Genomic DNA, 12641 nt, shown 5'->3' with positions numbered 1-12641 from the left:
CCTTAATGCCCAACTTCCCAATTTTTTATACACAAAAATTATATTTTTTATAATTTTTTATTCCATCTCATTTCTAAAGGGGGATGTAATCATGATTAATCGAATGAAAAACTTATGGCAGCAGTACCAAGAACAGAAAGAAGAGAAAGAGCTTATTCGAATAATTAGAGATAAGACAACTAAAGCATTTCATTCGGCTCAATTATTTTTAGTGCAAAAAGACAAATTCACCGATTTAAAAGTTCATATTTACCCAGAGATACGCAGCATAAAACTTATGGACTATGCAGAAATTGTATTTACAATTCCCCGCGGTATGAATCCTGAAGACATTAAACGGAAGGAATATGTATTTAAACAATATCTGAGTGATCGTGCAGAATTAGAAACAGGTACTTTAAAATTTGTAATACGTATTTTCCCAAATGAAATACAAAACGTTTTATATAATTATGATGCTTTTCCTTTAGAAAATGAAAAATTACCTGTTGTATGTGGATTAAATAAATACAATCAATACACAATTTATGATATGGTAGAACATCCCCATATACTAATTGCTGGCACTACTGGAAGTGGAAAAAGTACACAAATACGTGCCATTTTAACGACTCTTATACAACATAAAACACCTGAAAAACTACACTTATACCTGTGTGATTTAAAAAAATCCGAATTTCACCTTTTCCAAAAAATCCAACACGTCAAAAGTACTACATATACAGCAAATTCCCTATATCCCGTACTTGTAAAATTAAAAAAAGAAATGCAAAGAAGAGGGGAACTCCTGAATAAGCACGAGTGTACTCATATAGACCAATTGTCACAAAAGCTTCCGTATCTTCTTCTGTGTATCGATGAGTACCCTCTACTCCAAAATGAAAAAGAAATTTTAAGCATTATTGAAGAAATTAGTTCAATCGGAAGAACAAATGGTGTATTTTTACTACTGTCTATGCAGCGGCCAGATTCTAAAATATTAGAAGGTAAAATTAAGAATAACCTTACTGTGACAATGGGGTTTCGTTGTAAAAATGCAACAAATGCAAATGTAATGGATTGCCCAGGTGCAGAAAAAATTCCTAAGACCGCTAAAGGACGTATGATTCTAAATTTCGATACACTAGAAACTATACAGGCACCTTTTCTGTCCGAAGAAAAAGCAAAACTAATTCTAAAGAATTATAAAAAAACACATGATGTGGACCGACAAAATATAGAAAATGAAAGTTCTGAAAAAGAATCCATATTCGGAATGTTGGGGGATGACTAAAAGCTATGAACAAACGTGATAAAGCGATTATTAGTGACTTATATCGTTTTCGTGTATTAAGTAGAGATCAAATTATCGCCTTACACTTTTCTCATTTAACAAAGCCTGTCAGTACTTGTAATTTAGTACTCAAACGGCTACAAGACCGTGGACATATTAAAGCATTCAAAGCGTTTCAACCGTTTGTATACGCTCCGGCAGACACTAAAATAAAAGAAGGCAGCCAAAAAACATTGCATTTCTTAGCTATTGCGGACACATTCATTGAAATGAAAAAATATGATGAGCCAACTCATGTACTTGTTGAACCAAAATTTGCTGAAAAGGGAACCATTGAATGCGATTTGTTCTGTATTTTTAAAAGGACACCGTTCTTTGTTGAAATACAAAGAAATGTTTATTCAGAAAAGGTAATGCAAGAGAAGATTGGTCGATACGAAGCATTTTATCATTCGGAAATTTGGAAAGAATTTGAATGGCAAAAAACAGATAAAAAGGTTTTTCCAATCATTTTATTTATTACAGATACACGCTACAATATAGAAACTAACGTTTTACGTATTGTTCAAGCTCCTAGTATCACGAATTTAATTCATTTATTCGAATCAAAGCCTACTCAAAAACAAAAGACCGATACTATAGTGTCTAAAGACACTAAGCCTACAATCAGAATACAATTGAACAATAAAACTTCTAACATATAAATTATGCTATAATGACTTAGTAACCGAATAGTTAGGGTGCATGGTTATCATTTCTCTTCTTTCCATTTCAGATGGAGGAAGGGGGTGACAAAGCCATGGAAACATTTCTCGAATTTCTTAAAGAAATTTTAAAAGGCGTACTACGTGAAAGCGCAGCACACCTTTTTAAGAAAAAGTATTTAGAAAATGAGAAATCCACCCTTTCTAATCGCCGACCAAAGCAAAAGAAAAAGGGTGGATCTCGTAAAACAAAACGTTAATCGATAACCATCACCCTAACGGCTAGGTTACCTAAAAGATGAGCACATGTTAGCGCATGTTGCTCTCTTTTTTATTATATAGATTGTGAAATAGATTATGCTTCTGTTTGTACTTATATTATAACATGTGCAATCAATTTTGCAATTTGATGATTATGTTAACTTTTTTAATTAAAACACATTGATAATATCACTCTTCATTCAAAGCTATTTTTTATAAAGGAGAAACAACTATATGGAACAAGATTTTGAAAATCAAGTAAAACAATTTATAGAGTTAATGAATACTTCGAATCCTGAAAAATTATTATCTAATTGCATAGCAGCAACAACACCTCATTTGAGAGATTTAAATAGTATTTCTATAGCAAAAGAAAATGGCAGATTGTCTGATCCTGTTATCAATGTATTAATTCACTATGTCATGCTAACAACGGAAGTGTGCACATTAAACAGATTATTTTCTGATATTGCTGTTGACTGGTCAAAAAAAGATGTTAAAACAGTAGAAGAAGCAATAACATTAGCCAAACAAGAAAATGCCAAATACAAAAAGTGGAACGAAAAATACAATAAAGACTCTGAATTAGGTCATGTATTACGTGAAGCAATTATATGTGGCATGACGGATAAACAATTAGGGCAATATGTTAGACTCCTTCTAAATAAAGACCTTTAAAAACAAAGACAGATCCTTTTTAAAAAGGATCTGTCTTTGTTTTTATGGGTTTGTAGAGCTTTTTTGATTAAACTTTATTTCAAATCAACAAATGCCATACTTTTGATAAAAGAATAGCATTGTCAAAAAATTACTACGCCTTTTTAGTATTATACAAAATCACACCAAGAACTAATAGTAAAAGTAAACCTGACCCACCACCGCCAATAGGCTGAAATAAATTAGCAATATATGCTGTTGTTGGTTTAATGATAAGATTAACTACTAGCCAGTATGCACTAACAGCTCCAAAGCCATAAGCTAATAATTGTGCAAATGCATTATTCTCTTCCTTGTATCGAATCCAAAAGTAAATCGCCGCAACTATCATACCAACTACAGCAATTATCTTTATAGTCAATGATATATACGGATGAAACATATGTGGTTCCCAACCAAAAAGAAATTGAGTAATTGTTTGTATCCAATCTGGAACTGGATTTGCATCCATATAATCAGCCAATTCCAATAAAAGAAATGGCACAGCTATTAAAACACATATGCCTAATAAAACAAGTAACATTAGCAGCCACTCAACCAAGTGCTTTCCTCCTTTCTATAAGCTTATATAGGAATAAATACTCTTTTCAAACAAAAAATTCCTTTTTTCTACAAAAAGGAATTATAAATATGTGTATTTATCGAATATTTTTAACTTGATGTAATTTTCCCAAGGAATACAAATGCCATCGCTAATAAATCATAGTTAAAATGCATCCAATATCCCAAGTGTACATTCTGATATCTTACAAAGATAAACATGTGCGAAATGGCAGGAATACCAATCACAAAAACACATTGTATCCAATTAAAATTATATGTTGGAAGATGCAGTAAACCAAAGCACAAACCCGCAAAGAGAAAAGAGCATCCTAATAAAACAGGGATTCTTAATAATATGGTTTGCATTACTTTATAACCAAATAGTAAAAAGGAAACAAAGATTATATTCTCGCCTATCAATTGAATAGCCAATCCCGGTAATTTCAGTACCATAGCCAAGTAACTTGAATCCAAAATCGGATTATCATTAGGTTTATATGGAGAAATCATAGTCACTCCCTTTAACATTAATAGCACGAAAAGAATTACACACAAAGCATAGAACATCGATTTTTTATATAATTGAAAAGTTACTTTTTTAAACAAAAGGGTTCTTTGTTCTCTAAATATATATGCAAATGCTATTGTAACAGGGGTAGTAAAAAAGATTGCTCCAACAATGGGTTTAAAAATCCCATTAATATCTCCCACCAAGATATTAACTACACTTCCGTATGGTGTATAGATTGTTAGAACGCTAAGAATAACCAAAATACTTAGTTGGTATATTTTTTTAGTTTGTACTAGTTCCTTCAAATAATCATTACTGTCTTGCAACCCATAAGGAACACTTTCTTCGATAATAGGTTTTTTCACACTAGAACTTATCTCCACTATCCAATCACCTTTTCTACATTAAGATATTTTTCATTTCGCATTTGTAATAATATATTTGCTTTCCTCATTCACATTTGGCTGTGAGGACATGAATCCTTGAGTTACATAAGCTGTATCGACTTTCCACGCTTTTTGTTCTTTATCAAACAAAGCTTCAACTGTAACATCTGAATACTGATCCTTTTCAGGTGAATATTGTCCGGCAGGCAAATGATACATTGCTTTACCTTCCATTTTAAGAACTGGATACCCTTTCCCGTTAGAAACGATTTTCACAGTTTCCTTGTTCAAATATGACTTTACAAGTGTACCTTTAAATGTCATCGCAAAGCCTTTTGCATTAGTTGCAAATATATCCGCTTGCTCTTTTTTATATTTTTCTGTTGCTGTCGTAAATGGCTCAATACTCTGTTTTACATTTGCATCTCCATATTCCTTTAGAAATGTGTTATAAAATTCACTTACCTTTGCTTCATCTACTTTAAAAGAAAAATTGGCATTTGCGTAACCAAAACCACTTCTCTTTTCTACATTCATTTTAGCTGTACCATCTTTTGTCCATGGAAAATCAGCTTTTAAACTTACTTCTTTTTCGTCAGATTTATTAATTGGGCCAAAATTCTTTGATTCGCTATCACCAACCTTAACACCTGTTGGTTGACCCTTAAATAAAATGTCTGATCCAACAAAATCTTTGGACAAATCAATTTTGTTTCCTTTTAAATTGAGTGAAACTTTTTCCACCGAATCTTTACCATCTAATGTAATTGTTTGTTTATCTGTCACCGTAGTCCACGGATATTTTTTGGTTGCTACTAAGCTATATTCTCCTGGTAAAAACTTTTCTTGGAAGGTAGAAGAAGAAACTTTTTTTCCTTCTAATGTAAGAATTACATCTTTATCGACATTTTCTAATTGAATACTATAATCTTTAGGTTTTACTACGTAATTATCAAAAAAGAGCCACTTCTTACCATCCTTTATTATTTCATATGGCATTAGACCCTTCGAACGTACTTCTAGCACTCTAGGAGCTACATTCACATTCTCCGTATCCATCATATCTACTACAAGCCTAGAATCCTTCTGTGCTTTTTTTAAGAATGATTTAACGCCATTTTCAGCAAATGGATATGATTTCGCTTCACTAGGTAATACGGATAAAAAAGCTTTTTCATCTTGTGTCTCTATCGATTTTTTTACTGTTTCAACAACTTCTTCCCTAGAATGACTAAGCATAGATCCAGCAGTGAGAAAACCCGCGATACATACGGCAGCTATTCCAACTGGCAATACAACTTTTTTGTTTTTCAAATATGATATTTCCACTTTTCTTCCTCTTTTCCCACTATATTTTTACAATTCAATTATAAAACCATAAACAAGGCTTAAGAAAGACTTAATAACATGAAATTCTAAAAAAGATGAATATTCCAAAAATATCCTTTTGAAAAAAAGAGCTAGACAATTTCTAGCTCTTATAAATCTAAGTTCATACCACGCTGTCTTTGACGCTTCATTCTCATTCCTTGTGCTTGACGTTGACGTTCCTGTGTTTTTCTGTCCGCATCACGTTCAGCTTGCTCAATGGCATATAAAATCTCACCAATCAAACCACTTGCACTTGAACGTTCAGAAGGAGTATATTCAGGTGTGAATTTAGTTTTCCATGCTGAATCTTTTTCTACAAAAACATCTCCGCAATTTTCGCATTCCTCACAGAATAATCTCATCATTGTTGGATTACTCATATCAATTCCATGCTTATCTAAAACCGCTTGATACGTTGCATAATATTTTTCTAATGTGGCGATATCTTTTTCAGCTTCTTCAGTATTTTGTTTTTCAAAAACCGAAATTGCTTTTTGAATTTCTTTCATATTACTAATTGCATCATAAATTTCTTCACGCTGATTATAGCTGAATTTCGGTGAATCTTTTAAAGTAGCAAATTCAGATACACCTATTACACGGCCATAATAGCGGTTTGTTTCTAAAATTTGATGTGCTTGTTCTGGTGTGAAATGTTCAATATCTTGCCATTCAGGATATTGAAGAGCAAGTTTTAAAATTTCTCTTTCGCCTACTACTTCGAATGCTTTTTCTAAAACAGCTTTCTTTTGTTCATATGATTGTTCTTGTGAGAACACCTCTTCAAATTTATCTTTATTTTCTTTTTGGAATGCCATTTGATCCGGTGCCTTTTCAAGACCTTTTGCAAGTTCATCTAGTTTGCGCTCAATTGCACGTTTCCAATTTGTTAGTTTATCCATTTCTACTTTCAGTTTTTCATAACTTGGTTCTTTAACATAGCGTTTAGCATTATCAATCGCTTTGTCACCTTGATATCCTTCAACAAGATAAGCTAAAGTTTGTTTTGTAATTTCACCATTTTGTTTGATATGATCGAATACGTATCTTAATTCATCTTTTGCAAATGGTGAAAGGAAGTCTGAATTAAAACGTTTATTAAGTTCACGAATCGCTTCATTTTCCAATGCAACTTTTGCATCCTGAATAATTTCACGTTGTTGATGCAATTTATATAATTTATCGTACAATTCATTATTCGTTGGATCATTACTAATTTGTTTAACAAGTGATTTTTCCCATTTATCTAATTGTTCTAAACGTTTTTCACAAGCATCATAGCTTACAAAACGTTTTAACTCTTTTGAAGCTAATTTGATACTTTCTCTTTCTTCATTTGTTAAAGTACCTCTTTGTGGCTTATCTCTTTGTACTTTTTCTGGTGCTTCTTTTTTCCAGAACATATCCTTTTGTTGCTTACATTCTTCTCTAAATAATTTCAAGAATGATTTATCTTCTATACTGAATCCATATTTCGCATAGATATTTTCTTTTTGCGTTACCATGTAATTTTGTAGTAATTGAATCTTATTTAAAGATTCTTCAGAACCATCTTTCTTGAACATCGGAATAGCTTTTTTGATTTCTTTTAACTCGTCTAAAACATCGTAAATTTCTTTTCTCTCTTCTTTTGTAAAGCGTGTGAGCTGTTCACGATTTTCCAATTCGTCAACGGATAACATGCGTCCGTGATAACGATTCAACTCCTGAACATCTTTTAATTCATGAACAGATAAATAAGGTACACGATTCCAATTTGGATAAGATGCAAATACAGTTCTTCGTAATTCTCGCTCTAAAATATCAAAACCATTTTCAATTGCATTTCGTTTTTCTTTATACCACGATTCACGATTTGTAATTGTGTCAAATTCATCTTTATGCATCGCTTTAAATGTTTCAGGGGTTTGTGATTTATTCATTTGTTCGAATAAATCTTGTTTTCTTTCTTGAAGTGTTGATTCCCATCTTGTAAGTTTGTTTAATTCTTTCTGTAAGGTATCAATTGTGATAGGAGTATCTTTCATATAGCGTTTTGCGATATCCATTTGCTGTGATTCACGATATTCTTCTATCCAATTGCTTAAACCCTCTTCATTTACTTTTCCATGCTCTTTCATGTGTTGATATAGTGTACATAATTCATCTTTTGTAAACTGAGATAAAGATTCAGTACTAAAGTGATTTGGAAGCTCTCGAAGTGCTTCTTGTTCAAAAATATCTACAGCTTTTTCTACTACATTTTTTTGTTCAGTTACTTTATATAATTGTTGATACAATTCATTATTTGTTGGCTCTAATTCTATTTTATTTTGGATACGAGTTTCCCAATTTTTCAATTGCTCTAAACGTCCAGAACATGATTCATAAGTAGCATATTTTTTTATAACGCGACTTGCATCTTTTAATGCAACTTTTTCCGCAACAGATAACGTATCAAATTCTTTTTCTTGTTTACGAGTTTCTTTAATACGCTGTTTTTCTTCATGGAATGACTTAACTTCCGCATTATGATTTTTAATCTCACGATTCAGATCACCCTTCGGTGTTCTGATTCCTTTTTTCTCCATTGCGTTTTGTTTTGGCCCAAGATGTTGAGTTGGAACTAACAGAAGAGCATCTTTATCTTTTCCTAAATGCGTATCTAGTCGTAGGTGCGTAATACGTTCTTCAATTCCGGCTTTTGCTAATGCATCATTTGCATGTTTAGCCCACATAGAACGTGCCTGAGTAATTGTATCTTTTTCCGCAATAAATCCACGACCACCTTTTACATTTTTAAATCCCGGATTCCATTCTCTTGCTTTTTTTCCAAAACCATTTTCGTCAATATATCTCATTGTAAGCATGACATGAAAATGCGGATTATTTTCATCGTCACGGTGAATGGCAACATCAGCAACCATTCCATGATTAACAAAATTGTCTTGAACAAATTCTTTTACTAATTCTTCTTGTTGTTCATGACTAAGTTCCTTCGGAAGTGCAACATTAATTTCTCTTGCCAATTGTGAATCAGATCGCTTTTCAGATTTCTCAACTTCATTCCACAATACTTGACGGTCATACACCCATTCAGGAGCATTTTCAGGAGCTAAAACGAAGGCGACAGGTTCTACACCACGATGATAAAATTTAATCTCACCTGTAGTTTCATCTACCAATCTGTCTCCAGAACGATATGCAGCAGCCGCAACTACGTTACGACCTTCAGAGCGTTTTATTACTTGTGTATTGTAGTGATAGATTGCCATTCGTTTCACCTCCCATTTTTTATTATGTCTAAACTAAACTTCCAAAGACCCTTCAGGCAACACCGCAACGAAGTGAGGACTATTTTTTGAACTTTGATTTTTGCGTCGCAGACCGCACACTTTGCGCAGCAATGTATAAGTGCGCCCTCTCACTCTGTTCTTAGGGAAAATTATAACATTTTATTGAATTTTTCTCAACATTCTGTTATCCTAAAATTAACAAATTTTCTAAAGAACAAAAACCTTCAAAAAAAGAGAGGTGAAAATAGTATGTCTATTCAAACTTCCCAAGATCGATTAACGCAGATTGAAAAGAAAGAGAAACAACTTCAAAAGAAGAAAAATGAGTTGCAACAAAAAATTAATTCTGAAGATAGAAAAAAACGAACTAGACGTTTAATTCAAACTGGGGCTATTTTCGAAAAGTATTTTGAATGTGAATCCCTAGAAGAAGCTGAACAAATTGCGATCCAATTTGGAGAATTAGTTAAAGGAAAAAAGATTATCAGAGAGGACTATATCCTCTTAAAAAAAAGAGAAGGAGGAGAGTAATTATGCATCATAATTCAACTGGAATCTCCGAACAATTAAAAAAGAATGTTGAAGCTTTTACAGAAGCTCTTATTATGCATTTACTCCAAAGAAGAAAACTACAATCGACTCAAAAAATTGAGGAAGAAGTTGAAAAGAAATTAGACAAGAAAACCTCATTACCAAAAGCAGAAATTAAAGAAAACGCAAAGAAAATCACTTATGATGTAATGCAAAAATTAGAAGATAAAAAAGAAATAACTGTTTTTAATAAAGGCTCATATAAACATCCTAGAACCCACGAAACTGTTTATCTCCCAACTACACAAATTGCACCTTATGGTATGTATAATATCCCTATCGAAAGTGAAAGAATGGCATTCGTTGTTCCTGATAAAATTATTGTTGAAAAAACGCATGATGATTTTGATCACAAATTTAAAGCCGTTCATGAAAATGTATATTTTAATGTGTATGAATCACATGAAAGAGAAGTCTTTTTTATTGGTCGAGAAGTTTACGATGTTTCCCAACCAAGTGATGGCGTTGTACCGATTTGCATCGAAAAAATCAGTGATGATTTTGATTCTAAAGAGAAGGCTTTCTTAATCATGGATAAGTTCATTGAAGAAGAGATTGGGAAGGAATTAGAAAAAGATTTAGAGAATGTATTAGATATCGAAACTGAAGAATTAGAAGATGAAATTATTGAGGAACAAACTATAACTGAAACGATTGAAATTTCAATGTAAATTTTAAAAAGGCGGTGAACTAAATGGCTCGAAAAAGCAAAGCCGAAAAACTACAAGAGCTTTTAGAAAAAGAAGAACAGTTAAAGAAGGCTAAGCAAGATTTGAAAAAAGCCTTACGAGCTGAAGAAAAGAAAACGCGTGAAAAATGCTTTAGAGATACAGGTGAATTAGTAGAAAATCATTTTGAAATTGAACACCTTTCACTAGAAGAACGTGAAATATTATTCTCTTCTATAGCAGCGTACGTAAATAAAGAAATAGCAAACCATTTCCCAAAACAAAATATCAATTCTGAAGAAAAAAGCGGCGGTTCATCTGAAGATGAACGAGAAGAATCAACAGTATTATCTGGCACACGAGAATTTCAAGTATCCTGACAAATAAAAAACCTTCTTATCTCCATGATAAGAAGGTTTTTTATTTGTTTTTACTGAGGAATGTTAGTCACCGAATATTGCGCTTTCATCAACATCATCCAAATAAGTATCACCTTTTTGTTTCTTTTCAATTAGCTCTAATTCCTTTTGTACTTTTACTTCTTCTTTCTTATCCACTTTCTCAATATGATTTTCTTCTTTCTCGACTTTTTGTTCCTTTACTTCAGCAATTGGAACATTCTTGTTTTGATGAACATTATTTATATTCGCGTTTTCTAGCAACGCTGAAATGTCTTGATAAAACTTTTCCTTCATGAACAGATCTCTTTGCATTTTCTTCGATACTTCATAATCTGTTACATCATCTATTCCGTACTGATCTACAAAATGTAAAACTAACGTAATTAACGATTCAGATAGATTTGTTTGTGCATTGAGCCAATCATAAAATTTTGGATTTGTCTCTTTTTTAAAATTCCAATTGTATTGTTCTCTCTGTTTCTGTTTACTCATTTCTTAGCCACCTTAGAAGCCAATTTCTTACTTAAAATCTCCATACCTCTAACATTCATTTCTGTTGCATAAGTTGGTGAGATCCACAGTAATTGCATATCATTTACTTCACAAAACTCAAATGCTTTTTTATACAAATCTTCTCTTAGCGCAATGCTTCCTCCTCCGTAAACCGCGAGAACTTCAGCTTGGCTAGCTGTTTTATAAACATATGCTTTTTCGATATCATCATAAATCCCTTGAGCTTGCATATAACGAGTTTCTTCTAAAAATTCTACAGCCTTATCATGTTTTTTATCGTTAGGATCAGTAACTAATTCACTGAATTGTTGACGATTGATATCTACGCCACCCTCATATTCTTCTTGCAACAATTTAATTGCTCCCTCTATTGCATGACCAATTCCTCTTTTTTCTCCCCAACAAGCGTCTGGGACAGGGTTTAAACCCTTAGAAAAAATGTATTCAGAGGTACCGTCTCCAATATCAGCGTGCAGAATTTTTTTGTTTTTAAAATATTCACCATTTACTTTTTCTTCTACCAATAGATTAGCTTTTCTCTTTTTAACCTCTTTATCATCTTTTTTACTATCTGTCTCTTTTTTATACAACTTATTAAAGTCATCGAACATATCTTGATTTCCTTCAAAGATGGCATATAAAGCCGGAATACCTTCGCGAGTTACTTTTACAGTTTCAAATTCGATTTGTACTGTTACTTTTTCTTCACCCACATACACAATCACAATATGCACATTTTCTTTAAAACGGCTTTCTAGAAAACGAGCTTTCTTTCCTTCATATTCAGAAGCTGGAATTGCTAATATTAATGATGCAGGTACCTCTATACTTTTTGGTAATTCTCCTACTTCTTCATAAATCGTTTGAACCGCTTTAGTTGCCATAACAGATAGAACATTAACCACTGGTATATCTCGTTTATATTTATCTCCTAATTCAATATCAAGGGCATCTGGCTTACCGTTTGAATGTGCAGCACGATATCCTACATAGAATTTTCCATCACGTTCAATTGCATCACTTGTTACATGAACACAAATCTCATTCATTAAGTTAGTTACGCTTTGTTTTAAACTTCCTTCTTTATTTGTCACGCGACCAAATACACGCTTATTTACATCTGGTAGTTTGATTACCTTTCCACCATTAATCACCATTTTCAATTCACTATTTCCGATATCAGCGACCGTTCTCATCATCATATTCAAAAACCACCCTTTTCATATATTTTTTATATATTTTTTATACCTTAATTATATTATAAACCACCCATCTCTAAAATTCAATTAATTTTGTATTTATTTCATATATTTTTTATATATTTTTTATATTAAAATCACCATGTTTTTATCCCAGAGAAGAACTCATGCATCTTTGATTCATATTTAATATATAATTTATATATTTTTTATATAAATTATATATTA

At 32.3% G+C, this 12641-nt stretch carries 13 protein-coding genes; 7 read left to right on the top strand and 6 right to left on the bottom strand.

Annotated elements, in window-relative coordinates; translation table 11 throughout:
* The first annotated feature begins 91 nt into the window (after positions 1-91).
* The 4 genes from DJ93_RS29565 to DJ93_RS29555 all read left to right on the top strand — a co-directional run bounded on the left by DJ93_RS29565 (position 92) and on the right by DJ93_RS29555 (position 2916).
* Positions 92-1273, top strand: coding sequence for an FtsK/SpoIIIE domain-containing protein (locus DJ93_RS29565; RefSeq protein WP_042985281.1), 1182 nt, complete (start codon positions 92-94; stop codon positions 1271-1273).
* 5 nt (positions 1274-1278) lie between these two features.
* Positions 1279-1977: a replication-relaxation family protein gene (locus DJ93_RS29560; RefSeq protein ID WP_042985279.1), complete on the top strand. Its 699-nt coding sequence runs from the start codon at positions 1279-1281 to the stop codon at positions 1975-1977.
* A 95-nt stretch (positions 1978-2072) separates the two neighbouring features.
* Positions 2073-2237 carry a hypothetical protein gene (locus DJ93_RS33535; protein ID WP_181969240.1) on the top strand — a complete coding sequence of 55 codons (165 nt, stop codon included), beginning with the start codon at positions 2073-2075 and terminating at the stop codon, positions 2235-2237.
* A 235-nt stretch (positions 2238-2472) separates the two neighbouring features.
* Complete coding sequence (locus tag DJ93_RS29555; RefSeq protein ID WP_042985277.1) at positions 2473-2916, top strand: DnaD domain protein; 444 nt, start codon at positions 2473-2475, stop codon at positions 2914-2916.
* A 133-nt stretch (positions 2917-3049) separates the two neighbouring features.
* Here the strand turns inward: DJ93_RS29555 and DJ93_RS29550 are convergent, their stop codons facing one another.
* The 4 genes from DJ93_RS29550 to mobQ form a co-directional block, all read right to left on the bottom strand.
* Positions 3050-3496, bottom strand: coding sequence for a hypothetical protein (locus tag DJ93_RS29550; RefSeq protein ID WP_042985276.1), 447 nt, complete (start codon positions 3494-3496; stop codon positions 3050-3052).
* Between the two features lie 110 nt (positions 3497-3606).
* The gene (locus DJ93_RS29545) at positions 3607-4374 is read right to left on the bottom strand and encodes a hypothetical protein (protein ID WP_142920657.1); all 768 of its coding nucleotides are present in this window, start codon (positions 4372-4374) and stop codon (positions 3607-3609) included.
* 51 nt (positions 4375-4425) lie between these two features.
* Positions 4426-5724 (bottom strand): TcaA 3rd/4th domain-containing protein, encoded by a 1299-nt coding sequence (locus DJ93_RS29540; RefSeq protein WP_042985275.1) that lies wholly within the window; start codon positions 5722-5724, stop codon positions 4426-4428.
* Between the two features lie 149 nt (positions 5725-5873).
* Positions 5874-9020 carry a MobQ family relaxase gene (gene mobQ, locus DJ93_RS29535; protein WP_042985273.1) on the bottom strand — a complete coding sequence of 1049 codons (3147 nt, stop codon included), beginning with the start codon at positions 9018-9020 and terminating at the stop codon, positions 5874-5876.
* 270 nt (positions 9021-9290) lie between these two features.
* Between mobQ and DJ93_RS29530 the strand changes: the two genes are divergently transcribed.
* The 3 genes from DJ93_RS29530 to DJ93_RS29520 are packed head-to-tail and all read left to right on the top strand — an operon-like array spanning position 9291 to position 10680.
* Positions 9291-9572 carry a hypothetical protein gene (locus tag DJ93_RS29530; RefSeq protein WP_042985271.1) on the top strand — a complete coding sequence of 94 codons (282 nt, stop codon included), beginning with the start codon at positions 9291-9293 and terminating at the stop codon, positions 9570-9572.
* Between the two features lie 2 nt (positions 9573-9574).
* A complete protein-coding gene (locus tag DJ93_RS29525; RefSeq protein ID WP_042985268.1) occupies positions 9575-10303 on the top strand; it encodes a hypothetical protein in 729 nt (242 codons plus the stop codon).
* A 23-nt stretch (positions 10304-10326) separates the two neighbouring features.
* Positions 10327-10680, top strand: a complete 354-nt coding sequence (locus tag DJ93_RS29520) for a DNA phosphorothioation-dependent restriction protein DptG (protein WP_042985266.1) — start codon at positions 10327-10329, stop codon at positions 10678-10680.
* A gap of 63 nt (positions 10681-10743) precedes the next feature.
* Here DJ93_RS29520 and DJ93_RS29515 read toward each other — a convergent pair whose 3' ends face one another.
* Positions 10744-11193, bottom strand: a complete 450-nt coding sequence (locus tag DJ93_RS29515) for a hypothetical protein (protein ID WP_042985265.1) — start codon at positions 11191-11193, stop codon at positions 10744-10746.
* Positions 11190-12416, bottom strand: a complete 1227-nt coding sequence (locus DJ93_RS29510; RefSeq protein WP_042985264.1) for a ParM/StbA family protein — start codon at positions 12414-12416, stop codon at positions 11190-11192. Before DJ93_RS29510 ends, DJ93_RS29515 begins: the two co-directional genes overlap by 4 nt.
* Positions 12417-12641 lie beyond the last annotated feature (225 nt).

Origin of the sequence: Bacillus clarus, assembly GCF_000746925.1 — a bacterium.
Lineage (GTDB): Bacteria > Bacillota > Bacilli > Bacillales > Bacillaceae_G > Bacillus_A > Bacillus_A clarus.
Note: the sequence above shows the minus strand (reverse complement) of the source record. Positions and strands in the feature narration are given on the sequence as shown.

Coding starts and splice junctions, on each gene's coding strand:
- DJ93_RS29510 (WP_042985264.1), bottom strand. CDS start 12,416: ATGATGATGAGAACGGTCGCTGATATCGGAAATAGTGAATTGAAAATG.
- DJ93_RS29560 (WP_042985279.1), top strand. CDS start 1,279: ATGAACAAACGTGATAAAGCGATTATTAGTGACTTATATCGTTTTCGT.
- mobQ (WP_042985273.1), bottom strand. CDS start 9,020: ATGGCAATCTATCACTACAATACACAAGTAATAAAACGCTCTGAAGGT.
- DJ93_RS29520 (WP_042985266.1), top strand. CDS start 10,327: ATGGCTCGAAAAAGCAAAGCCGAAAAACTACAAGAGCTTTTAGAAAAA.
- DJ93_RS29525 (WP_042985268.1), top strand. CDS start 9,575: ATGCATCATAATTCAACTGGAATCTCCGAACAATTAAAAAAGAATGTT.
- DJ93_RS29530 (WP_042985271.1), top strand. CDS start 9,291: ATGTCTATTCAAACTTCCCAAGATCGATTAACGCAGATTGAAAAGAAA.
- DJ93_RS29515 (WP_042985265.1), bottom strand. CDS start 11,193: ATGAGTAAACAGAAACAGAGAGAACAATACAATTGGAATTTTAAAAAA.
- DJ93_RS29565 (WP_042985281.1), top strand. CDS start 92: ATGATTAATCGAATGAAAAACTTATGGCAGCAGTACCAAGAACAGAAA.
- DJ93_RS33535 (WP_181969240.1), top strand. CDS start 2,073: ATGGAAACATTTCTCGAATTTCTTAAAGAAATTTTAAAAGGCGTACTA.
- DJ93_RS29555 (WP_042985277.1), top strand. CDS start 2,473: ATGGAACAAGATTTTGAAAATCAAGTAAAACAATTTATAGAGTTAATG.